Origin of the sequence: Streptomyces sp. NPDC086519, assembly GCF_040686075.1 — a bacterium.
Taxonomy (GTDB): domain Bacteria; phylum Actinomycetota; class Actinomycetes; order Streptomycetales; family Streptomycetaceae; genus Streptomyces; species Streptomyces shenzhenensis.
Map to the genome: position 1 here is coordinate 105,135 of NZ_JBFBJL010000020.1, position 23,602 is coordinate 128,736.

General features: G+C 72.0%; 18 protein-coding genes and 1 pseudogene. 14 read left to right on the forward strand and 5 right to left on the reverse strand.

The genetic code is table 11. The features are described from left to right. The first annotated feature begins 116 nt into the window (after positions 1-116). From AB0P24_RS20740 to AB0P24_RS20775, 8 genes are all read left to right on the forward strand, one after another. Entirely contained in the window at positions 117-1,493 is a 1,377-nt protein-coding gene (locus AB0P24_RS20740) for an ABC transporter substrate-binding protein (protein WP_365795990.1), read from the forward strand. A gap of 75 nt (positions 1,494-1,568) precedes the next feature. Beyond that, entirely contained in the window at positions 1,569-2,849 is a 1,281-nt protein-coding gene (locus tag AB0P24_RS20745) for a sugar ABC transporter permease (protein ID WP_365796057.1), read from the forward strand. Positions 2,850-2,940: 91 nt separating this feature from the next. Further along, entirely contained in the window at positions 2,941-3,780 is an 840-nt protein-coding gene (locus AB0P24_RS20750; protein ID WP_365795992.1) for a carbohydrate ABC transporter permease, read from the forward strand. Between the two features lie 186 nt (positions 3,781-3,966). Next, positions 3,967-6,228, forward strand: a complete 2,262-nt coding sequence (locus tag AB0P24_RS20755) for a CDP-glycerol glycerophosphotransferase family protein (RefSeq protein WP_365795994.1) — start codon at positions 3,967-3,969, stop codon at positions 6,226-6,228. A 124-nt stretch (positions 6,229-6,352) separates the two neighbouring features. Further along, entirely contained in the window at positions 6,353-8,545 is a 2,193-nt protein-coding gene (locus tag AB0P24_RS20760) for a bifunctional glycosyltransferase family 2 protein/CDP-glycerol:glycerophosphate glycerophosphotransferase (protein ID WP_365795996.1), read from the forward strand. Positions 8,546-8,547: 2 nt separating this feature from the next. Next, on the forward strand, positions 8,548-10,770 hold the full coding sequence (locus tag AB0P24_RS20765) for a CDP-glycerol glycerophosphotransferase family protein (RefSeq protein WP_365795998.1): 2,223 nt from the start codon (positions 8,548-8,550) through the stop codon (positions 10,768-10,770). Further along, complete coding sequence (locus AB0P24_RS20770; protein WP_365796000.1) at positions 10,767-12,089, forward strand: hypothetical protein; 1,323 nt, start codon at positions 10,767-10,769, stop codon at positions 12,087-12,089. Before AB0P24_RS20765 ends, AB0P24_RS20770 begins: the two co-directional genes overlap by 4 nt. A 72-nt stretch (positions 12,090-12,161) precedes the next feature. Next, entirely contained in the window at positions 12,162-13,628 is a 1,467-nt protein-coding gene (locus AB0P24_RS20775; protein ID WP_365796002.1) for a hypothetical protein, read from the forward strand. Here AB0P24_RS20775 and AB0P24_RS20780 read toward each other — a convergent pair. After that, positions 13,618-14,034, reverse strand: coding sequence for an organic hydroperoxide resistance protein (locus AB0P24_RS20780; protein ID WP_365796004.1), 417 nt, complete (start codon positions 14,032-14,034; stop codon positions 13,618-13,620). The two genes, AB0P24_RS20775 and AB0P24_RS20780, sit on opposite strands and share 11 nt — an antisense overlap. 153 nt (positions 14,035-14,187) lie before the next feature. Between AB0P24_RS20780 and AB0P24_RS20785 the strand changes: the two genes are divergently transcribed. Beyond that, positions 14,188-14,682 (forward strand): MarR family transcriptional regulator, encoded by a 495-nt coding sequence (locus tag AB0P24_RS20785; RefSeq protein ID WP_365796006.1) that lies wholly within the window; start codon positions 14,188-14,190, stop codon positions 14,680-14,682. A 76-nt stretch (positions 14,683-14,758) separates the two neighbouring features. On the opposite strand, the gene AB0P24_RS20790 is transcribed toward AB0P24_RS20785, so the two are convergent. Further along, entirely contained in the window at positions 14,759-16,339 is a 1,581-nt protein-coding gene (locus AB0P24_RS20790) for a glycosyltransferase family 39 protein (protein ID WP_365796008.1), read from the reverse strand. Positions 16,340-16,676: 337 nt separating this feature from the next. On the opposite strand from AB0P24_RS20790, the gene AB0P24_RS20795 reads away from it, so the two are divergent. From AB0P24_RS20795 to AB0P24_RS20805, 3 genes and pseudogenes are all read left to right on the forward strand, one after another. Beyond that, entirely contained in the window at positions 16,677-17,876 is a 1,200-nt protein-coding gene (locus AB0P24_RS20795) for a glycosyltransferase 87 family protein (protein WP_365796059.1), read from the forward strand. A gap of 56 nt (positions 17,877-17,932) precedes the next feature. Then, complete coding sequence (gene galE, locus AB0P24_RS20800; protein WP_365796010.1) at positions 17,933-18,913, forward strand: UDP-glucose 4-epimerase GalE; 981 nt, start codon at positions 17,933-17,935, stop codon at positions 18,911-18,913. 116 nt (positions 18,914-19,029) lie between these two features. Next, a pseudogene (locus tag AB0P24_RS20805) lies at positions 19,030-19,305 on the forward strand (ADP-ribosylglycohydrolase family protein); the annotation flags it as partial. A gap of 7 nt (positions 19,306-19,312) precedes the next feature. On the opposite strand, the gene AB0P24_RS20810 reads toward AB0P24_RS20805, so the two are convergent. Further along, positions 19,313-20,239: an RNA polymerase sigma-70 factor gene (locus AB0P24_RS20810; RefSeq protein WP_365796012.1), complete on the reverse strand. Its 927-nt coding sequence runs from the start codon at positions 20,237-20,239 to the stop codon at positions 19,313-19,315. A 79-nt stretch (positions 20,240-20,318) separates the two neighbouring features. Further along, positions 20,319-20,945, reverse strand: coding sequence for a TetR/AcrR family transcriptional regulator (locus AB0P24_RS20815; RefSeq protein ID WP_365796014.1), 627 nt, complete (start codon positions 20,943-20,945; stop codon positions 20,319-20,321). 368 nt (positions 20,946-21,313) lie between these two features. Here AB0P24_RS20815 and AB0P24_RS20820 point away from each other — a divergent pair, with 368 nt between their 5' ends. Together AB0P24_RS20820 and AB0P24_RS20825 are read left to right on the forward strand one after the other, a co-directional pair. Further along, positions 21,314-22,231: an ABC transporter permease gene (locus AB0P24_RS20820; RefSeq protein ID WP_365796016.1), complete on the forward strand. Its 918-nt coding sequence runs from the start codon at positions 21,314-21,316 to the stop codon at positions 22,229-22,231. A gap of 22 nt (positions 22,232-22,253) precedes the next feature. Then, the gene (locus tag AB0P24_RS20825) at positions 22,254-23,111 is read left to right on the forward strand and encodes an ABC transporter ATP-binding protein (protein ID WP_365796061.1); all 858 of its coding nucleotides are present in this window, start codon (positions 22,254-22,256) and stop codon (positions 23,109-23,111) included. A 16-nt stretch (positions 23,112-23,127) separates the two neighbouring features. Here the strand turns inward: AB0P24_RS20825 and AB0P24_RS20830 are convergent, their stop codons facing one another. After that, the gene (locus AB0P24_RS20830; protein ID WP_365796018.1) at positions 23,128-23,589 is read right to left on the reverse strand and encodes a GtrA family protein; all 462 of its coding nucleotides are present in this window, start codon (positions 23,587-23,589) and stop codon (positions 23,128-23,130) included. Positions 23,590-23,602: the final 13 nt, after the last annotated feature.

Below are 23,602 nucleotides of genomic sequence, written 5' to 3' on the forward strand. Positions count from 1 at the left end.
TCACGATCTCCGGCCCTCCCCCGTAGGCACCCTTGCCGCACAGGCGGCCCCCGCGTAGACCGGAGCGCACGGGACAGAGTTCTGACGTTCAATGAGGAACGACGAACGGGGAAGTGATGCGCGTCATGAGCAACACCAGCCGGACACACAGGGCCCTCGCCGCACTCGCCGCACTGCTCGCGGGATCTCTCGCACTCACCGCGTGCGGTGGCAACGACAAGAAATCCGACGGCGACAACAGCACCGGCGCCACCGAGACCAGCACCGTCACCCTGCCGAAGCTGAACGGCACCACCCTCGAAGTGGCCGCCGTCTGGACCGGCCAGGAGCAGAAGAACTTCAAGCAGGTGCTCGCGGAGTTCGAGAAGCGCACCGGCGCGAAGGTCACCTTCGTGCCCGCCCAGGACCCGATCATCAACTTCCTCGGGTCGAAGATCGCGGGCGGTCAGCCCCCGGACATCGCGCTGCTGCCGCAGCCCGGCGCGATCAAGCAGGCCGTGCAGAAGGGCTGGGCGAAGCCGCTCGGCGCGGACACGATCAAGGAAGTGCAGAAGAACTACTCGCAGGGCTGGCAGGACATCGGCAAGGTCGACGGCAAGCAGTACGGCGTCTACTACAAGGCCGCCAACAAGTCGCTGATCTGGTACAACACCAAGGTCTTCGAGAACGCGGGCGCCAAGGAGCCGGGGAGCTGGAAAGACCTGCTGACTACGGCGCAGGCGGTGTACGACTCGGGCGTCACCCCGTTCTCGGTCGGCGGCGCCGACGGCTGGACGCTGACCGACTGGTTCGAGAACGTCTACCTCTCCCAGGCGGGCCCGGAGAAGTACGACCAGCTCGCCCAGCACAAGATCAAGTGGACCGACCCGTCGGTGAAGCAGGCGCTGACCACGCTCGCCCAGATCTGGGGCAAGAAGGGGTACATCGCGGGCAACGCGTCCGGCGCGTTGCAGACGGAGTTCCCGGCCTCGGTCACCCAGACCTTCACCGGCGGCGACCAGCCGAAGGCGGCGATGGTCTACGAGGGCGACTTCGTACAGGTCAACATCGGCGAGACCAAGGCGAAGGTGGGCACGGACGCCAAGGTGTTCCCGTTCCCGGCGGTCGGCTCCACCGCACCCGTGGTCTCCGGCGGTGACGCGGCCGTCATCTTCAAGGACTCCAAGGGCGCCCAGGCGCTGGCGAAGTTCCTGGCCTCCCCGGACGCGGCGACGATCCAGGCGAAGCTCGGCGGCTACCTCTCGCCCAACAAGAGCGTGCCGAACTCGGCCTATCCGAACGAGGTGCAGCGCACGATCGCCAAGTCCCTGATCGCCTCCGGTGACGACTTCCGCTTCGACATGTCCGACCAGGCTCCGCAGGCGTTCGGCGGCACCCCGGGCAAGGGCGAGTGGAAGGACCTCCAGGACTTCCTGCAGAACCCGACGGACGTCGCGGGCACGCAGGCCAAGCTGGAGAAGGACGCGGCGGCCGCCTACGGCAGCGGAAGCTGACCGGGCCCGGCGATGGCATCACCCGCAACGGCGGGGGTCGCCAAGGCCCCCGCCGCCCCCAAGCCCCGCAAGAGCGTGACCGGCACCCGTAAGACCGTGGCGGCCCTGTTTCTCCTCCCCGCCCTGGTGCTGCTCGGCGCGCTCGTGGTCTACCCGATCGGGTACTCGCTGGTCCGCAGCCTCTACAACGCCGACGGGAGCGGTTTCGCCGGCTTCGACAACTACAAGGCGATCTTCACGGACGACGGCATCCGTACCGCCCTGAAGAACAACGTCATCTGGGTGGTGTTCGCGCCGACGGTCTCCACCGCCCTCGGTCTGGTCTTCGCCGTGCTGACCGAGCGGGTGCGCTGGGGCACGGCCTTCAAACTGGTCGTCTTCATGCCGATGGCGATCTCGATGCTGGCCGCCGGGATCATCTTCCGCCTCGTCTACGACCAGGACCCGGACAAGGGCGTGGCCAACGCGGTGTGGGTCGGCATCCACGACACCTTCGCCCAGTCCTCCGCGTTCCCGAACGCCCACCCGGGCCGCGAGTCGCCTCTCAGACCGGACCAGGGCGGCTTCATCACCAAGGCGACGGTCCACACCGGCCGGACCGTCGCCCTTCCCCTCGTCGGCGTCGCTCCCGACCAGATGCCCGACGGCGCCAAGAAGGCCGTGGCGGCCAAGCCCGACCCGGGGAAGATCACCGGCACCACCTGGCAGGACTTCACCCGCGGCAAGGGCGTCGGCAGGCTCGGCGCCCCCGACCCCTCCGAGCTCGGCTACTCCGGCATGCGCATCGAGGCGGTCAGGAACGGCCAGGTGGTGGCGTCCGCCAAGGCCGCCGGCGACGGCACCTTCACCCTCCCCGCCTCCGCCGACGGGGCCCTGCTCCGCCTGCCGGCGAGCAACTTCAAACAGCCCTACAACGGCGTCGACTGGCTCGGCCCGTCGCTCGTCACACCCGCGATCATCGGATCGTACGTCTGGATGTGGGCGGGCTTCGCGATGGTGCTGATCGCGGCCGGGCTGGCGGGGGTGCCCCGGGAGCTGCTCGAGGCGGCGCGGGTCGACGGGGCGACCGAGTGGCAGGTGTTCCGCAAGGTCACCGTGCCGCTGCTCGCACCGGTCCTCGCGGTGGTCACCGTCACCCTGATGATCAACGTACTGAAGGTCTTCGACCTCGTGTACATCATCGCGCCGGGCTCCTCGCAGGACGACGCCAACGTGCTCGCCCTGGAGCTGTACCGCAAGGGCTTCTCAGAGGGCCAGCCGGGCATCGCGAGCGCCATCGCGGTGTTCCTGCTGCTGCTGGTCATCCCCGTGATGCTGTTCAACGTGCGCCGGCTGCGGCGGGAGGAGCGGCGATGAGCACACACCGCCTGAGTTCCGGCTGGGGGTCCGGGGGTCGCCCCCCGGGACAGCACAGCAACGTGCGCCGGCTGCGGCGGGAGGAGCGGCGATGAGCTGGCTGCTGGAGAAGGTCAACGGCGGGCTGGTGCGGGTCTTCCTGATCGTCGTCGCGCTGTTCTGGCTGGTGCCGACGATCGGGCTGCTCGCGTCCTCCCTCAGATCCCCCGAGGACATGAGCGCGAGCGGCTGGTGGCAGGTGTTCAGCAAGCCGTCCCAGCTCACCTTCGAGAGCTACCAGAAGCTCCTCGAGAACGGCGACATCACCAGCTCGCTCTGGAACACGGTGCTGATCACCGTCCCGGCGACGATCCTGGTCGTGATCATCGGGGCGCTGGCCGGTTACGCGTTCGCGTGGATGGAGTTCCCGGGCCGGGACTGGTGGTTCCTGATCGTGGTCAGTCTCCTGGTCGTGCCCGTCCAGGTCGCCCTGATCCCGATCGCCGAACTCTTCGGCAAGATCGGCCTGTTCGGGACGATCCTCGGGGTGATCCTCTTCCATGTCGGCTTCGGTCTGCCGTTCGCGGTGTTCCTGCTGCGGAACTTCTTCGCGGAGATCCCGCGGGAGCTGCTGGAGGCGGCCCGTCTCGACGGCGCCGGTGAACTGCGGCTGTTCACCCGGGTGGTGATGCCGCTCGGCGGGCCCGCGATCGCGAGCCTGGGCATCTTCCAGTTCCTGTGGGTGTGGAACGACATGCTGGTCGCGCTGGTGTTCACCAAGTCGGGCACCCAGCCGATCACGGTCGCGCTGCAGACCCAGGTACGCCAGTTCGGCAACAACGTCGACGTCCTCGCGCCCGGCGCCTTCATCTCGATGGTGATCCCGCTGGCCGTGTTCTTCGCGTTCCAGCGGCAGTTCGTGTCGGGGGTGATGGCGGGCGCGGTCAAGTGACCGCACGGTCAGGCGATCTCACGGTCGGACAATCACGCAAAGGGTTCTCGAAAGGGGCGGGTCGGCCACCGGCCCGCCCCTGACCGCTCACGGAACGTAACCCACATGACGTAGGGAACCGTAACCAAATCACTCCATTGGCCGTTCCCGGGCAGAACGCCCGCGCCGACGACCCATGGATGTCCCTTGCCCAGGTTCAGTGTCATCGTCCCCGCGTACCAGGTCCAGGCGTATCTGTCCGAGTGCCTGGACTCGGTGCTCTCGCAGTCGTACCCCGATCTGGAACTGATCGCCGTGGACGACTGCTCACCGGACGCCTGCGGCGCGATCATCGACGAGTACGCGGCCAGGGACGCGCGCGTGCAGGCCCTGCACCTGCCGGAGAACCAGGGCCTGGGCGGCGCCCGCAACGCGGGGATGGCGCAGGCGCGCGGCGACTACCTGCTCTTCCTGGACAGCGACGACACGCTGACGCCGGACGCGCTGTGGGCGATCGCCGACCGGCTCAAGGAGACCGGCGATCCGGACGTGCTCGTGTACGACTACGCGCGGACGTTCTGGACAGGCCGGGCGGAGCGCAACAAGGTCGCGTCGCACCTGGCCGAACAGGGCCCGGCGCCTTTCCGGCTCGAAGACCGGCCCGGCCTGCTCCGCGTGCTCATGGTGGCCTGGAACAAGGCGTACCGGCGGGAGTTCGTCGAGGAGCACGGCTTCGTCTTCCCGCCCGGCTACTACGAGGACACGCCCTGGACCTACCCGGTCCTGATGACCGCCGAGTCGATCGCGACCCTCGACCGGGTCTGCGTGGACTACCGGCAGCGGCGGCAGGGCAGCATCCTCGTCACCACGAGCCGCCGGCACTTCGACATCTTCGAACAGTACGACCGGGTCTTCGCGTTCCTCGCGCAGCGGCCCGAACTGGCGCACTGGCAACCGGTGTTGTTCCGCCGCATGATCGACCACTTCAGCACGGTGTTCACCAGGCGGAACCGGCTCCCGAAGGGCAGCCGCGCCGAGTTCCTGCGCACCGCCCGCGCCTACTGCCGCCGCTACCAGGCCAAGGGCACGCCGGTGCCGTGGCGCACCCGGCTGCGTCACGCCCTCGTCCGCTACGGCCTGCACCGCACCTATCGCGCCCTCCAACTGGCGATGTCCGCCCGCCGCCGCGCCCTGAAGGCGGCCGTCAAGTCCGCCCGCGGCCTGCGCTCGGTCCTGCTCCAGCTGCACTACCGCGTGCAGTTGCGGCTCCCGCTGCGCGCCGACCGCGCGGTCTTCGCCGCCTACTGGAACCGCGGCCACAGCTGTAATCCGGGCGCGCTGGAGAAGGCGTTCCGCACCCATGCCCCGCACATCCGCACCGCGTGGATCGCCCGCTCCGAACACCACCACACGATCCCGCCGGGCCCGCGCCGGCTGCGTCCGGGCACCTTCGCCTACTGGACGGCGCTGGCCCGCTCCAAGTACCTGGTCAACAACGTCAACTTCGACCGGCGGCTGCGAAAGCGCCCCGGCCAGGTGTTCGTGCAGACCCAGCACGGCACCCCCCTCAAGCACATGGGCCTCGATCTCCAGGAACACCCGGCGGCGGCCGCCGACATGGACTTCGAGGAGCTCCTGCGGGGCGTCGACAAGTGGGACTACGTCCTGTCCGCCAACCGGCACACCACCCTGACCTGGGAACGCGTCTACCCCGGCGGATACCGGACCCTCGAATACGGCTACCCGCGCAACGACGTGTTCCAGCAGGCCACCTCGGCCGACGTCACCCGGATCCGCGAGTCGCTCGGCATCCCGCGGAACACGGTCGCCCTGCTGTACGCGCCCACCCACCGCGACTACCGGCGCACCCAGCGCCCCGCCCTCGACCTGGACCGGATCGTGCGCCGTCTCGGCCCGCGGTTCGTGATCCTGGCCCGCGCCCACTACTGGCACGGCGCTCCCCTGGCGTCCGGGGACCGGGTGATCGACGTCAGCGGCCACCCCAGCGTCGAGTCGCTCTGCCTGGCCGCGGACGCGCTGGTCACGGACTACTCCTCCCTCATGTTCGACTACGCCAACCTGGACCGGCCGATCGTCGTGCACACCGAGGACTGGGACGCCTACCACGCGGCCCGCGGCACCTACTTCGACCTGCGCTCCAGCCCGCCCGGCGCGGTCGCACGCACCGAGGACGAACTGATCGACATCTTCGCCACCGGCCACTGGCGCGGCTCCCGCTCCGCCCAGCTGCGCGCCGCGTTCCGCGAGCGGTTCTGCCGGTACGACGACGGACGCGCCGCCGAGCGGGTCGTCCGGCATGTGGTGCTCGGCGAGACGAGCGGGCTGCCGGAGTTCATCCCGTTGGCACAGCGGCACCCCGTGCCCTCGGCGGTCCTGGGGCTCGCCCACTCCCCGCCGGCCACCGTTCCGCAACCTTCCGGCCATCCGCCCGTCACCGAGGGCCGCTGAGCACCGTTTGCCTTGCAGGGAGTTCTCTCATGTCCCCCAACACCTCGCGGCCCACGCCGTCCCGGCCGTCCACCTGGCGGCCGACGGGAAGGCCGGGCCGCGTGCACACCTGAGAAAGAGCAGCATGCCCCGCTTCAGCATCATCGTCCCGTCCCACGGGGTCGCCGGCCGGCTCTCCCAGGCGCTGGACTCGGTCCTCGCCCAGTCCTTCGGCGACCTGGAGCTGATCCCGGTCTGCGACGCGCCCGACGCCCCGGCCGCCCCGGTCGCCGCCGCCTACGCCGAGCGGGACTCCCGGGTGACCCCGGTGCACTCACCGCCGTCGGCCGGGCTGAGCGGAGCCCGGAACACCGGGATGCGGGCGGCGAACGGCACGTACCTGCTGTTCCTCGACGGCGACGACGTCCTGGTCCCGGGCGCGCTGGCGCTGCTCGACGCCCGGCTCGCCGAGACCGGTGACGTGGACGTCCTGTACCTGGAGCACGAGCGGACCCCCTGGTGGGAGGGCGAGCCGACCAACCCGGCGGCACCCCTGCTGGCGGGCGTCCCGAACGGCGCGTTCCCCCCGGACCGGGCGCCCCGGCTGACGGGCGTGGCCCTGCCGGCCTGGAGCGCGGCCTATCGCCGTTCCTTCCTGGCCGAACGGCGGCTGAGCTTTCCGGACGGGCACTTCACCGACCTCGGCTGGGGCGGCCTGACCACCGTCGCCGCCGAGCGGATCGCGGTGCTGCGCTCGGTGGTCGTACGGCACCGGCTGCGCCGGCAGGGCAGCCGGCTGAATCTGCCCGGGCCGCACCAGCATGAACTCCTCGACCAGGCGGAGCTGGTGCTGGAGCGGGCGACCGGGCTGTCCGGCGAACGGGCGCGGGCGCTGTTCGAGCAGGTCTTCGGGGTGGTGCTGAAGACGGCCGCGCGGCCGGACCGGATGCCGTCCGGGCACCGGGCGTTCTTCCGGCGGGCGGCCCGGCTGCACCGCACGCACCGGCCCGCCGGGTTCCGGATGCCGGGCGGGAGTGTGGGAGTCCAGCACCGGCTCCTCGCGGCGGGCGCGTACACGGCGTTCCGGGTCCTGCGCGGTGCCAACCGGGTCGCGGACAGGGCGGCCGAGCTGCTGCCCCGCCCGCACCTGCCGCTCACCCGGCTGCGGTACGCCCTCGACCTGCGCCGCCCGCTGGATCCGAACCTCGCCGTGTACTGCGCCTACTGGGGGCGCGGCTACGTCTGCAACCCGGCCGCGATCCACGCCGTGGCCCGCGATCTCGCCCCGCACATCCGCTCGGTGTTCCTGGTCGAGGCCGGCCAGGAGCACACCATGCCGCAGGACGTCGAGTACGCGGTGATCGGCAGCCGCCGCTACTGGCAGGTGCTGGCCCGCGCCAAGTACCTCGTGAACAACGCCAACTTCGCCGAGGGGGTCGTCAAGCGGCCGGGCAGCGTGCACGTCCAGACGCAGCACGGCACCCCGCTGAAGAAGATGGGCGTGGACCAGTCGACGTACCCGGTGGTCGCCGCCCGGACCGGCAGCTTCACCAGACTGCTCGGCCGCGTCGACCGCTGGGACTTCAACCTCTCCTCCAACCGCCACTCCACCCAGACGTGGGAGCGGGCCTTCCCCGGCTCGTACCAGACCCTGGAGTACGGCTATCCGCGCAACGACGTCTACTACACGGCGACCGCCCACGACGTGGTCCGGGCCCGCCGCAGACTCGGCGTCCCGGACGGCAGGACGGCCGTGCTGTACGCCCCCACCCACCGCGACCACCACACCGGCTTCGAGCCCGGCCTCGACCTGGAGGCGTTCTGCGAGGCGGCCGGCGAGGACGTCGTCGTGCTGCTGCGCGCCCACTACTTCTACGACCGGGGCGTCGGCAAGGGCAGCGGCCGGGTCATCGACGTCACCGCGCACCGCTCGGCCGAGGACGTGTGCCTGGCCGCGGACGCGCTGATCACCGACTACTCCTCCATCATGTTCGACTACGCCAACCTGGACCGGCCGATCGTCGTCTACGCCGACGACTGGGAGGTCTACCGGCAGACCCGGGGCGTCTACTTCGACCTGATGGCCGAGCCGCCGGGACCGGTCGCCCGCACCCCGGAGGAGCTGGCCCGGCTCTTTCGCGACGGCTCCTACCGGGGCCCGGAGTCCAGGCGGCTGCGGGCCGAGTTCCGGGCGCGCTTCTGCCAGTTCGACGACGGCCTGGCCGCCGAACGCGTCGTACGGCGGGTGTTCCTCGGCCGGGGGCCCCAGGACATCCCGACGGTGATCCCGCTCGCCGAGCGCCTGCCCGCCCCGGCCGCGACCCTCGTCAGGAGCTGACCGTGCCCCGACTCAGTGTGATCGTCCCCTGCTTCAAGGTGCAGGGCTTCCTCCGTGAGTGCCTCGACTCGGTCCTGGAGCAGTCCTTCCACGACATCGAGGTGATCGCCGTCGACGACCGCTCCCCGGACGGCTGCGGCGCGATCCTCGACGAGTACGCGGCCCGCGACCCCCGGGTGAAGGTCCTGCACCTGCCGGAGAACGTCGGCCTCGGCCGCGCCCGCAACGCCGGACTCCCGCACGCCACCGGTGACTTCCTCCTCTTCCTCGACAGCGACGACACCCTCACCCCGGGCGCGCTGCGCGCGATCACCGACCGGCTGGCGGAGACCGGCGATCCGGATGTGCTGGTCTTCGACTACGCCCGCACCTACTGGTGGGGCGGGACCCGGCGCAACGCCCTCGCCGAGGTGCTCGGTGTCACGCCGGACGTGTTCACGGCGGCCGAACACCCGGAGATCCTCGACCTGTTGATGGTGGTGTGGAACAAGGTCCACCGCCGGGACTTCGTCGAGGAGAACGGCTTCCGGTTCCCGCCGGGCTACTACGAGGACACCCCCTGGACCTTCCCGGTCATGCTCAGCGCGGCCCGGATCGCCACCCTCGACCGGATCTGCCTCAACTACCGGCAGCGTCGGCAGGGCAACATCCTCTCCACCACCAGCCGCAAGCACTTCGACGTCCACGACCAGTACAGGCGGGTCTTCGCCTTCGTCGACGCCCACCCGGAACTGGCCGGCTGGCGGCCGTACCTGCACCGGAAGATGGGCGAGCACTGCCTGGACATCCTCGCCAAACCGGACCGGCTGCCGCCGGACGCCAAGGGCGAGTTCTTCCGGCGCACGGCGGAGCTGTACCGGGCGTTCCGGCCCGCGGGAGCCGGTCCAGGCGACCTCGGTGGCCTGGGTGACCTGGGTGACCTGGGTGTGCTCGGTGGCTCCTACGCGTCGTACCGGCTGCGGCAGGAGGCGGGGCGGGCCGGACGGGCGGCCGGCCGGCAGGCGCTGCGGGTGCGGCGGGCGGCGGGTGCCCGGGCCCGGCGCGCGCTGACCGGGCTGCGCGGCCTGCGCCCGCTGGACGAGGACCTGGTCGTGTACTCGGCGGCCTCGCACCAGGGGCTGCGGGGCGACCCGGCGGCCGTGTACCGGGCGGCCCGGGAGCTCGCGCCCCGGTTGCGTGGCGTCTGGGTGGTGCGGGACGCGGAGGCGGCGGCACAGCTCCCGGCCGAGGTCGAGCACGTACTGCTGGACTCCCCGGAGTACCTGCGGCTGACCGCCCGCGCCAAGTTCTTCGTCAACGACGTCAACTGGCCCGGCACGCTGGTGAAACGGCCCGGCAGCGTGCACATCCACACCCACCGGGGCACCCCGCTCAAGTACCTGGGCGCCGACCTGCTCGGCAAGCCCGGCGCCCGGCTCGGTTTCGACGTGCCGCAGATGCTGCGCAGGGCCGACCGCTGGGACCACAGTCTGGTCGCCAACCGCCACTCGGAACTGGTGTGGGAGCGGGCCTACCCCTGTCACTTCGCGTCGGCCCGCACGGGCAGCCCGCGCAACGACGTCCTGGTCGCCGGCGGCCCGACGGACTTCCGGGCCCGGCACGGCATTCCGGCCGACCACACGGTGGTGCTGTACGCGCCGACCCGCCGCGACTACGTCCGGGGCGGGCACGTCGACCGGATCGACCTGGCCCGGTTCGCCGCCGACCTCGGCGCGGGGCACACGCTGGTGGTCCGCCTGCATCCGGCCCTCGCGACCGGTCCGGCGCGCGGGATGGGCCTGGCCGAGTTGCACCGGCGCGGTGTCCTGGTCGACGCGACCGGCGAACCGCACGCCGAGGACGTCATGCTCGCCTCGGACGCCCTGGTCACCGACTACTCCTCCCTCATGTTCGACTACGCCAACCTGGACCGGCCGATCGTCGTGCACGCGGACGACTGGGCCGCGTACACCGCGAGCCGGGGCGCCTATCTCGACATCACCGCCGAGGCGCCCGGCCATGTCTCCCACACCTACCGCGAGTTGGCGTGGCTGTTCGCCTCGGGCGCCTGGCGGGACGAGGAGTCGGCGCTGCTGCGGGCCCACTTCCGGTCCCGGTTCTGCGAGTTCGACGACGGAAGGGCCGCCGAGCGGGTCGTACGGACGCTGCTGCTGGGCGAGCCGACGCCGACGCCGGCCCGGGTGCCCGGTCCGGCCGGGACACGTGACCTGCCGGTGACGACGTGAGACCGCGCACCTGGGTGCTGGTGCTGGCCGCCGTCTTCGCGGTGCTGCAACTCGCGAACGTCACCGGCCGGGACACGCCCGACTCCAAGAACTACGTGTCGTACGCGCTGACCCTGGGCGGGGCGGGCAAGCGGGAGGCGGCGGCCGAGACGGTGGACTGGGTGTGCGCCGGCGACGCGTCGGCGGCGGAGCGCGCGCAGCGCGTGGACGTGGTGCGCTTCCACGCGCCGAGTCCGGCGGCCCGGGTGTCCGCGGACTGCCGGACCGGTGAACTGCGGCGGGTGGAGCGGCGGTTGCGGGCCGGGGGCGCGCAGACGGACGGGCACATCGTGCCGTTCGTGGGTCCCCGGCTGCGGCGGATCTTCGAGGTGCGGCCGGGCTATCCGGTGTTCCTGCTGCCGTTCGTCACCGTGTTCGGGGTGACGTGGGGGGTGTGGCTGGCGAGTGTGCTGGTCGCGGGCGCGGGCGGGGTGCTGGTCTTCCTGGTGCTGCGGACGGTGTCGGTGCCCGTGCCGCTCGCGCTCACCGGGCAGGTCCTGTACTACGTCCTGCCGGTCGGCACGACCGCGATGCGGCCGATGGCGGAGGGCCTGATGCTGGCCCTGACCCTGACGGCGGTGTGGGGCTGCGCGCTGGCCCTGACCGGGCGGGCGGGGACGGAAAGAAGCGAGGGAACGGCGCGGGCGGCGCGGGCGGCACGGGCGGGGACGGGGCTGGTGGCGGGCGCGCTGGTCGCGCTGTTCGCCGTGAAGCATTCGCAGGCGCTGTTCCTCGGCGGGTGCCTGGCCGCGGCCGCCGCGGTGGTCGCGCTGTGGCGGCACCGGCACGGGCGGCGCCCCGGGCGCGCGGTGGCCACGATCGCGGCGGTGGCGTGCGCGGCGGCGGCCGGCACCCTGCTCCTCGCCCGGCTGCTGCGCTACCCGTCCGAGGCGGAGAGCGTGCAGGACCTGCTGACCGGCCACTACACCCACCCCGACCGGGCCCACCCGTGGCGGGAGTTCCTCCATCTGGAGGTCGACTTCTGGGTGGAGTGGCTGCGCCGTCAGTTGCTGGCGCCACTGTTCCCGGCAGCGCTGGCGGCAGGGGCGTGGGGAGCGCGACGGCGGCCCGCCTTCGGCGTCTTCCTGCTGGCGGCCGCCGGCACCGGCATCCTCACCCAGGCCGGGCACCCCGACATCACCATCGGAGGCGACCGGCTGATCGTGCTGGCCTGGCTGCTGCCGGTGGTGGGCGTGCCGCTGCTTCTCGAACCGCTGGCGCACCGGCCGGTCCAGGTTCCCGCGCAGGGGTCACCCAGGACGGTCGGCGTCACTCGATGAGGTGATGAACGGCAACGCCGTCGGGACGCGCGGGAACACTGGACAAATGGTCCGCCCTGCCCGTTTCCTCCAGTGACCACCGGCGCCCTGCTCCGGCGCGCCACGCGTGGCTCCACCGCCCTGCGCGGCGGCCGGGTCCGCAGGCTCACTCCGTACCAGGTCTTCGGCCTGCTGTTCTGGCTGCTGATGACCCTGGCGTACTGGCGGGTGCCGCCGTGCTGCGAGGCCGGACTGCACGCGGCGGCGGTGGCCCGGCTGCGGGCGGGCCTGCCGGACCCGGCCGTCTCACCGTACGTGCTGGCGCAGGGGATGCTGGCGCGGCTGACCGGGCTCACCGGATGGCAGCTGCTGCGGGTGTGCGGCCCGCTGAACCTGCTGGTGCTGCTGACGGGCCTCGGCCGGCTGGTCCGCGTCCTCACCCCGCGCCCGTGGGCCCCGGTGCTGGCGCTGGCCTTCCTGTCCGTGCTGTGGGGCACCCGGCCGGCGTGGGGCGGGGGCTCGCTGGCCCTGCTGCCGCTGACCGGCAGTCTCGGTTACCCGTCCGCGTTCGCCCTCGGTCTCGCCTTCTGGGCCTGGGCCCTGACCGGCGCCCGCGCCCGCGACCTGCGCCGGGTGCGCTATGTCGGCCCGAGCGGCCTGCGCAGCCTGTCGGGATACGCGGCGCTCGGGCTGCTGTACGGGGCGGTGGCCCTGGTCGACCCGGTGACGGGGGCGGGCGCGGCGGCCGGGGCGGTGGCGTTCGTGGCGGGGTGGCAGCGGGGGTGGCGGGGAGCGGTGTGGGGGCGGTGGGCGCTGCTGTGCGCGGTGGCGGCGGCCGTCCTCGCCTTCGGGACGCACGCGCGCGTGCTCTCGCCGTCGCCGCACTGGCCGTACGCGTCGTACGGCGGGCCGGCCGGGCTGGCCGGCCGGTGCTGGCTGGCCCTGCTCGGACTCCCGGCGCTGTGGCTGCGGGCGCGGCGGGCGGGCGGGCCAGCGCTGCGGGGCGCGGCGGGGCGCGCGGCCTGGGGTGATCCGCTCGTGCTGCTGTTCGTTCTGGAGTGCCTGGTGCTGGCGTGCGGCCGGCTGGTCGGAGTGCTCGGGCTCGTTCTGCTGGCGCCACAGTGCGCGCTCGCCGTGGAGCTGGCGGCGCGGCGGCCCTGGTCCCGTCGGCGGCGGGCGCTCGGCTGGGCCGCGGCCGGCGGGGTCTGCCTGGGCTTTCTGGCCGCGCAGGCCGGGGCGGTGGTACCTCGCTCGGTGGACCCGGTCGGCTTCGTCCAGCCGCCGCGCTGGCCGTCGTACGACTGGGCGGCCCGGCACATCGGCCCGGGGGAACCGGTGATCACGGACGCGTACTACGCCGTCCGGCTGCTCCCCGGGTACGGCATCGAGCTGGCCGACGGCCACGGCCACCGCCCCCGGGTGCGCTGGCTGCTGCTGACGCGGCGGGAGCGGCTGCCCGCGGAGGCGGTGGTCGTGGACTGGAGCCGGCGAACCGGGGAGGTGCTCGCACGGCTCACCCGGACGGGGGACACAACCCCGGTACCGCTGGTTACTCGATGACGAGCTCGACCGGGATGTTGCCCTTGGTGGCCTTGGAGTAGGGGCAGTAGGCGTGGGCCTGGTGGACCAGCTTCTCGCCGGCCTCGTCGGCGAGCGCCTCGGGAAGCTCGACGCGCAGGGTGACCTTGAGCGCGAAGCCGCCGTCGGACTCGTCCTTGCCGATGCCGACCTCGGCGGTCACGGAGATCTCGCCGGTGTCGACCTTGGCCTGGCGGCCGATGGCGCCGAGGGCGCTGGCGAAACAGGCGGCGTAACCGGCGGCGAAGAGCTGCTCGGGGTTGGTGCCCTGGCCGTTGCCGCCCAGCGCGGGCGGGAAGGCCAGCGTGAGGTCCAGCTGCCCGTCCGAGCTGACCGCCCGTCCTTCCCGGCCGGTGGCGGTGGCGGCTGCGGTGTAGAGCGCGTCCATGGAAGACCATCCCTCTCGAAGTGCGCGAAGTACTCGAAGTACTCGATGCATCGGCGTTCCGGCGGCTCCGTTCCGGCCGCCTTCACGACCACAAGTAGAGCACACAATTAAGTTGTGCACAACTAAATGACCCGCGAGCGGTACGCTTGAGCCATGACCGCGACGACCCCGACCCCCAGCCCCGTCCCCGTCCCCGACGTGGAGTGGCTCCACCTGGACCGCCAGATCTGCTTCTCCCTGCATGCCGCGTCCCGCGCCTTCAACGGCGTCTACCGCGTGATCCTCAAGGACCTGGGGCTCACCTACCCGCAGTACCTGGTGATGCTGGTGCTGTGGGAACAGGGCGATCTGCCGGTCAAGAAGCTCGGCGAACATCTGCGCCTGGACTCCGGCACCCTGTCGCCGCTGCTCAAACGACTGGAGGCGGCGGGCCTGGTACACCGCGAGCGCAGCGCCCGGGACGAACGCTCGGTGGAGGTACGGCTGACGGAGGAGGGGGCCGCGCTGCGGGAGCGGGCCGTTCAGGTGCCGCGGAGGATCGTGGCGGCGACGGGCTTCGACCTGGAGGAGATCCGGGACTTGAAGGAGCGGCTGGACCAGCTGACGGGGACTTTGGACGCGGCGGCTCTGGAGGAGGGTTCCTGCTGAAAGAGGCCCCCTTGGAACCCCCTTGGAGCCCCCTTCTTCTGGCTTTCAGGGGCGCGGGGCTGTCGCCGATGTCCGGCTACCCGCGTGGGCGCGACCAGCCCCCGTCGCCGCCCCGCAGCCCGGACTCCTCCGAACCCGCCCGAATCGGGCGCACGTACAACCGCAGCGCGACCCGGTCGATCACCATCTCCTGCCGAAGCACGAACTGCTGGTTCAACACCTCCAGCTTGGCCCGCTCCGTGGCCAGCCGCGGCCGATACCCGCTCACCATCGCGTACTTCTCCACCACCGCCCACACCTCGTCCGCCCCCGCCAGCCGCCGCCGCAGCGTCCCCGCCCCCACCTCCCGCCCGTACAACGTCCCCGACTGGGGCCCCGGCTCCGCCAGTGCGACGTCCCTCGTGGCTTTGAAGTCGGCCGGATACGCGAGCTCCGCCCCGCGCGCGTGAGCCGGCAGGAAGAGCACGGGGTCACCGGGCCGCAGCCCACGAGCGACGGCCGCCGCCACCGCCCCGAGGTTGTCGGGACGGGTGCCCGGCACCCGGTCCGCCCGCAGCAGTGGGACCTGGTGGCTGAAGGCGAGGAGAATCGCCAGGACCCCGGCCAGGGTGAGCGCGCGCGACCGGGGCACGGGCGCCGCGGCGCGCGACCAGAGCCGGCCGAGCAGCCCGCCGGCCCGGTCCGCGCCGAGCGCCACCAGCAGCGGCGCCCCGGCGAGCGCGTACAGCACGTACCGGTCGACGTACAGCGGGGTGAGCTGTGAGGCCAGCATCAGGGCCACCGGCGGCAGCACCGCGAGCGGCAGCGCGACCGCCGCGAGGGTCACCTCGCCGCGCCGGCCCACCAGCCGCGTCAGTCCGAGCAGCCCGAGCGCCAGGCACATCCAGTACACCCCGTCGGTCGGTCCGAGGTACTGGCGCAGCAGCTCCTGCGCGGTCTCCACGTCCGGCTCCCGCAACCAGGCCACCTGGGCCGACTGCCCGTGCGAGACCACGACCATCGGCAGCAGCGACAGCGCCACGCCCCCGGCCGCGCAGCCCCACCCCCGCCACACCTTTCCCGACGAACGGGCCAGCGCCAGAGTTCCCGCGTGCGCGAGCAGCAGCAGGACGGCGAACTCGTGCAGCCAGCAGGTGACTCCGAGGACGGCCCCGTACCGCCACCAGGCCCGCCGCCCGCCGTCCCGCACCGCCCGGACGAAGAGCAGCGTCGCCCCGGTGGCGCCGGCGGCGACCAGGGCGTACGAGCGGCCCTCCTGCGCGTAGTGACCGACCAGCGGGGTGACCGCGTAGAGCAGCCCGGCCCACAGGCCGACCCGCGGCCGGGCCAGACGGGTGCCGAGGACGGCCACCAGGCCGGCGGTGACGGCCGCCGCGCACACCGAGGGCAGCCGGAGGACGACCTCGCCGGGATGGCCGGGGTCGGCGGCGAGGACGACGTGCATCAGCAGGTAGTACAGGCCGTGCACCGCGTCCACGCCGTGCAGCAGCCGCCAGATCTGCGGCACCGTGCGCCGGGCGACCTGGTAGGTGACGGCCTCGTCGCGCCACATGCCGCCGCGGTGCAGCCTCCAGAGCCCGACCGCGAGCATCGCCGCGGCCGGGACGGCCACGGCGAGGACCCGGGCGACCCCCGCCCGCCGGGGCGGGCAGCCCACCGGGCACGGCCGGCTCCGTGGAGCCGGCCGGCCGTCGTCCGCTGTTCGCGTCGTGCGCGGACGTGCTTTTACGAGAGGCCCGATAGTCACCACGGCCCGATCTTTTGCGATTAGCCAACCTTTGCCGGGTAATGACGGCGTATCGGCATGGATACACCATCCGCGCGGCTTACGCTCGCGGTCGATGAACCGCCACCCGTACACCCCGCTTCCACGCGTTCCGTTCGCCTCCCCTGTTCGACTCCCCACGCTCACCCGGCTCTCCCGGCTCCGCCGCCCGCCCGGCCTCCCCCGCCTCCTCTGTCTCGCCGTCACCTGGGCCGCCACGCGCGCGCTGATGCTGTGGCTCCTCGCCCACAACAACGAGCGGACCCTGGGGCACGGAGCGGTCGCGCGCGAAGTGTGGCGGTTGTACTTCCGCTGGTACGGCGTCCTGTCGCACGGCGCGTTCCCGGCGCACGACACGTTGTGGCAGTACCCGCCGGGCGCCGGCGCGGTGCTGCTCGCGCCGGGGCTGGTGCCCGGGCTCAGCTACTTCCAGGCGTTCGTGGCGCTCACCCTGGCCACCGACGCGCTGATCACGGCGGCGCTCGCCCGCGCGGGCACGCGCCCCGGCCGCACCCTGCTCGGCGCGGCCTTCTGGACCGGCGGCCTGCCCCTGCTGCTGCACCTTCCGCTCGCCCGCTACGACGTGGAGGTCACCGCCTTCGCCGTGCTCTCCCTGCTGGCGCTGTCGCGCTCCACGCGCGCGTGCGGTGCGCTCGCGGCGCTGGGCGCGCTGGTGAAGGTGTGGCCGGCGCTGGTGCTGCTGGGCCTGGAGCGCGGGCGTCCGACCCGTACGGCCTGGCTGTCCGCGGCCCTGACCGGGACCGTCGCCCTCGCCGCCTTCGTGGTGTCGTTCCGCAACCCGCTGGCCTTTCTCCGTCAGCAGGGCGGCCGGGGTGTGCAGGTGGAGTCGCTCGGCGGTACCGCGCTCAGCCTGGCGCGGCACGCCGGCTGGACGGGCACGACGCGCTACCAGTACGGCGCCGTCGAACTGGTCGGTCCGCATGTGCGCGCGGTCGCGACCGTCTCCCTCGCGCTCACCGCGGCCGCCTTCGCGCTGCTGCTGCTGTGGCGAATGCGGGCCCGGCACTGGAGCCCGGCCACCCCGTACGACGCGGCCCTGAGCGCCGTACTCCTCTTCACCGTCACCAGCCGGGTGATCAGCCCGCAGTACATGATCTGGCTGCTCGGCCTGGCCGCCGTCTGCCTGTCCTCACGGCACACCACCCAGCGTCCGGTCGCCGCGCTGATCGTGGCGGCGACCGCGCTCACTGCCGTCGCCTACCCCGCGTTCTACACCGAGGTCGTCCAGTGCACCTGGACCGGCTGTCTGCTGATGCTCGCCCGCAACAGCCTGCTGGCCACCGCCGCCGTGCTCTCCCTGACCCGCCTGTGGCGGGCCACCCGCCCACGCGAGAACACGGGCCGTGTCCACCCGGCCGCAGCGGGCCGGCCGGCCGTCCGCGGATGTCGGCGGCACCTGCTTCACTGAGGGGTGACGGCGGCTGACGAAACACCTCGGCCAACTCACGAAGGGGACGGCCACACATGACCTGGCTGATCACCGGCGGCGCCGGTTACATCGGGGCGCATGTCGTACGCGCGATGACGGAGGCGGGCGAGCGGACGGTGGTGTTCGACGACCTGTCCACCGGGATCGCCGAGCGCCTGCCCGAGGACGTGCCCCTGGTGACGGGCTCCACGCTCGACGGTGAGAAGGTCGCGCGCGTGCTGGCCGAGCACGAGGTGACCGGGGTGGTGCACCTCGCGGCGAAGAAGCAGGTCGGCGAGTCGGTGGAGCGCCCGCTGCACTACTACCACGAGAACGTCGAGGGCCTGCGGGTACTGCTGCAGGCCGTGACGGAGGCGCGGGTCCCGTCCTTCGTGTTCTCCTCGTCCGCCGCGGTCTACGGCATGCCGGACGTCGACCTGGTGACGGAGGAGACGCCGTGCGTGCCGATGTCGCCGTACGGCGAGACGAAGCTCGCGGGTGAGTGGCTGGTCCGCGCGACGGGCCGGGCCACCGGTCTCGCCACGGCCTCGCTCCGCTACTTCAACGTGGCCGGCGCGGCCCGCCCCGAGCTCGCCGACGTGGGCGTGTACAACATCGTCCCGATGGTCTTCGAGAAGCTCACGGAGAACGCGCCGCCGCGCATCTTCGGCGACGACTACGCGACGCCGGACGGCACCTGCGTCCGCGACTACATCCACGTGGTGGACCTGGCCGAGGCGCATGTGGCCGCCGCCCGCGCCCTCCAGGCCGGGCCGGGCCGCGAGCTGACCCTGAACATCGGGCGCGGCGAGGGCGTCTCGGTCCGCGAGATGATCGACCGCATCAACGCGGTCACCGGCCACGACCTCCCCCCGACCGTCGCCCCGCGCCGCCCCGGCGACCCGGCCAGCGTGGTCGCCTCCGCCGACCGCATCACCACCGAACTCGGTTGGAAGGCCAGACACGACGTCCAGGACATGATCGCCTCGGCCTGGGAGGGCTGGGTACGCCTGCACCCGGAGGCAGCCCGAGGCTGACCCCGTACCCTGCGGGAATGCCCTGCCTGTCACGCCTCGACCGCGCCCTGGGCACCGTCATCGGTTCCGCCGTCGGTGACGCCCTGGGCGCTGCCCCCGCCTCGCACCCCGGCCTCGCGACCGAGTTCAACGGCGCCGTGTGGCCCTGTCTCGGCTCCGCGGTCTGGGCGCTGCGGACCACCTCCTCCTACGAGGAAGCCGTCCGCGCGGCCGTCGACCTGGGCGGCGACACCGTCGCCGCCGTCACCGGCGCCCTGGCCGGTGCCGTGCACGGTGCCGGGGCCGTGCCGCAGCGGTGGACGGACGTTCTGCACGTGCCGTTGCCCGGGTCCGGTGACCGGGTGCTGCGGACGGCGGACCTGGCGGCGCTGACCGGGCGGCTGGCTTCCTGAGCTCTCGTCACTTCGTGGTTCTGCGGGCCTGTCTGACTTCCTCGGAGATGGCCCAGGCGTCCGCCACCGGGCCCACGTGGCCGAGTTTGTCGGGGTTCAGGACGAGGCGGATCGCCTGGATCCGGCCGTCGAGGATGTCGAGGGAGAAGGTCTGGAGGACCCTGCCGTCCCGGTCGCGGAAGATCGCGCCGGGCTGGCCGTTGACCTCGTGCGGTTCGCAGGTCACGTCGATGCGGGCCAGCAACGGGAAGACGGCGGCGAGGAGGCGGGCCACGTTCTGGGCGCCCAGTACCGCGCGGGCCAGCTGCGGTGCCTTGCCGCCGGCGTCGCCGACCAGCGACACGTCGGCGGCGAGCAGTTCCCGGAGGCCGGCCAGGTCACCTTCGTGGAGGGCGTCGAAGAAGCGTGCGGCCAGTTCGTCGCGTTCCTCGCGGTCCGCCGCGAAGCGGGGGCGGCCCTCGGCCATGTGGCGCCGGGCCCGGACCGCCAGCTGGCGGCAGGCTGCCTCCGAGCGGCCCACCGCCGACGCGACCTCGGGGAAGCCGAAGTCGAACACCTCGCGCAGGACGAAGACCGCGCGCTCCAGGGGGCTGAGCCGCTCCAGGAGCAGCAGGGCCGCCATGGACACCGAGTCGGCCAGCTCCGCCGACCGCACCGGGTCCTCGTAGGGGTCGGCGAGCAGCGGCTCGGGGAACCACGGGCCGACGTACTCCTCGCGCCGGACCCGTGCCGAGCGCAGCACGTCGATGGAGATCCGGGCGACCGCGGCCGACAGGAAGGCCTTCGCCGACCTGACCTGTGCCGGTGAGCCGGCGAAGCGCAGCCAGGCCTCCTGGACCGCGTCCTCGGCCTCGCCGACGCTGCCCAGGATCCGGTACGCGATCGAGAACAGCAGCGGCCGCAGTTCCTGGAACTCCTCGGTCCTGCTCTCCATGTCCACTCCCTGATCGAGGATGCCTGCGCCCTCTACGACGAGACGGCCGCCGCGCCTGTGACATCCCCGGGAGAGCGGCTCACAGCGCCTTGAGCGCCTCCGTGGTCGCGCGGGCCAGCGCCGCCAGATAGCCCTTGGGCAGCTTCGGGGTGCGGATCACCACCGAGCGCCAGTACAGCGGGCCGGAGATGAGGTCCATGGCCAGGTCGTCGTCGAGGCCCTCGGCGAGTTCGCCGCGCCGCTGCGCCGCCTCGATGATCTTGCTGGCGACGCCCTCCTGGCCCTCGCGCAGCGTCTTCTGCATGGCCTCGGCGATGTCGGGGTTGCGGGCCGCCTCGGCCTGGAGGTCCGGGATGATCTGCGAGGCGACCGGGTGGCGCAGCGCGCGGGAGGTGACCTCGTAGAGCAGCCGCAGGTCGCCCTCCAGGGAGCCGGTGTCGGGCACCGGCAGGCCCATCACGGCGAGGGCGGAGACGACGTCGAGGACCAGGTGCAGCTTGGAACGCCAGCGGCGGTAGACGGCGGTCTTGCCGACGCCCGCGCGGCGCGCGATGCCCTCGATGGACATCCGGGCATACCCGACCGCCGCGAGCTCCTCGAAGACGGCGGCCCGGATGGCCTCGGTCACGTCCTCGCGGAGGACGGCCGCCCCGGCGGGGGCTCGTCGGCGCGGACGCGTCTGGGACTCCTCGGCGTTCGTCGTCATGGTCCCAGCATAGGGGCGTAACGACGAAACGGTTGCGTTCCGACGACACCCCGACACGGACCCGCCACTCGAACGCCGCAGCGCGGGCGCGCTGAACGCGCCGCAGCTCACCGCCGTACCGAACGCGTGCCCGCACCGCAACGCAACGAATCGGTCGCGCCCCGACCTCGAACGTGTTACGGCGCACATCCGTCCGTGACGACGAAACGGTTGCGTTCCGACGCCGACTCGGCCTACGCTCCCGTTGCGACGAAACGGTTCCGTCCCGACGTAAGAAAACGTGAAGAGAAGCGTAAGGAAACTTCGGATGACGGGCCCGGCGCCCAGCCGGACGCCGCACCCCCACCCCCCGAGTGAAAGCAGCGGATGTGACCCAGGTTCTCCACACACCGCCCCCGGCCCCGGTCACGGCCGAGGACGACCTCGCGGCGCTCGCCGCCCGGCACGGACTCTCGGTCAGCGGCGCCCGCCCTTCCCTGCCCCAGTACATCCGCCAACTGTGGGCGCGACGGCACTTCATCACCGCGTTCGCCACGGCCAAGCTCACCGCCCAGTACGCCCAGGCGAAGCTCGGCCAGGTCTGGCAGGTCATGACCCCGCTGCTGAACGCCGCGGTGTACTACTTCATCTTCGGCATCCTGCTGGGCACCAAGCGCGGCGTCCCCGACTACATCCCGTTCCTCGTCACGGGCGTGTTCATCTGGACGTTCACGCAGAGCTCGATCATGGTCGGCACCCGCGCGATCTCCGGCAACCTGGGGCTCGTCCGCGCCCTGCACTTCCCGCGGGCCGCGCTGCCCATCTCCTTCTGCCTCCAGCAGCTCCAGCAGCTGCTGTTCTCCATGGCCGCCCTGTTCGTCATCCTGCTCTGCTTCGGCATTCCGGTGGCCGCCTCCTGGCTGCTGGCGATCCCCGTGCTGGTCCTTCAGTTCACCTTCAACGCCGGCTTTGCGATGATCATGGCCCGGTGGGGTGCCAAGACCCCGGACATCGCCCAGCTGATGCCGTTCGTGCTGCGCACCTGGATGTACGTCTCCGGCGTCATGTGGAGCATCGACAAGCTGACCAAGAACCACCACGGTCTGCCGAGCTGGGTGAACCCGGTACTCAAGGACAACCCGGCCGCCGTCTACATCGACCTGATGCGCTACGCCCTGATCGACAGCTTCCACGCCAGCCAGCTGCCGCCGCACGTGTGGATGGTCGCGACCGGCTGGGCCCTGCTCTTCGGCGTCGGCGGGTTCATCTACTTCTGGAAGGCTGAGGAGACGTACGGCCGTGGCTGAGAACGTGAGCGACACCCCCAGCATGAGCGACACCCCCACCGTGCGTGAGGCCCGCACCGTGAGCGAGGTCCCCACCGTCGTCTGCGACAGCGTCGACATCGTCTACCGGGTCAACGGCACCGGCGCCGGACGCGGCTCCGCCACCGCCGCCCTCAACCGCATGCTGCGCCGCAAGCAGACCGAGAAGGCGGCCGGCGTCCGCAAGGTGCACGCCGTCAAGAACGTCTCCTTCGTCGCCTACAAGGGTGAGGCGATCGGCCTCATCGGCACCAACGGCTCCGGCAAGTCCACCCTGCTCAAGGCCGTCGCCGGCCTCCTCCCGGTGGAGAACGGCGCCATCTACACCGACGGCCAGCCCTCCCTCCTCGGCGTCAACGCGGCCCTGATGGGCGACCTGACCGGCGAGAAGAACGTCTACCTCGGCGGCCTCGCCATGGGCATGTCCCGCGAGGAGATCAAGGAGCGCTACCAGGACATCGTCGACTTCTCCGGCATCAACGAGAAGGGCGACTTCATCACCCTCCCGATGCGGACCTACTCCTCCGGCATGGGCGCCCGGCTGCGGTTCTCCATCGCCGCCGCCAAGGACCACGACGTCCTCCTCATCGACGAGGCCCTGGCCACCGGTGACGCGTCCTTCCGCATGCGGTCCGAGGAGCGCATCCGCGAGCTGCGGGAGCGGGCGGGCACGGTGTTCCTCGTCAGCCACAACAACAAGTCCATCCGCGACACCTGCGAGCGGGTGCTCTGGCTGGAGCGCGGGGTGCTGCGCATGGACGGGCCGACCGAGGACGTCCTCGCGGAGTACGAGGCCTTCACCGGCGACAAGTCCGACAAGACGAAGGCGAAGGCGAAGCCGAAGGTCGCCCAGCCTTCCTGAAGCAGCCTCGGGAGTTCTACGACCGCGAGCCGCGCCGTTGCCGTACGGCGCGGCTCGCGTCCGTCTGGAACACCCACGTCCGGTAGACGAGGAAACGGAAGGCGGAGGCGAGCACGATCGACAGCGCCTTCGCCACGTTGGATTCCAGCGGTCCGTCGAGACCGAGGCCGTGATAACCGGCGTAGAACAGACCGCTTTCCAGCCCGACGCCCAGGCCGCTGAACACGAAGAAAAGTGCGATCTGCCGTCGTGTGCGCGAGGCCCGGTCACGGTAGGCGAAAAACCGGAAGCCCGCGTAATTGGTCGCCATCGCCAGGCAGCTGGCCGCCACTGTGGCGGTCATGGCCGGCCAACGCAGGCCGTGCAGCAGCAGGTTGAAGATCAGGAAATTGACGAGGACACCGCTGCCGCCGACGACCCCGAATTTCACGACTTCGAGTACGACGTGCGGGAGCGGCCGCCCCACCGTGAGTTGCACTGTCACAGGGCAG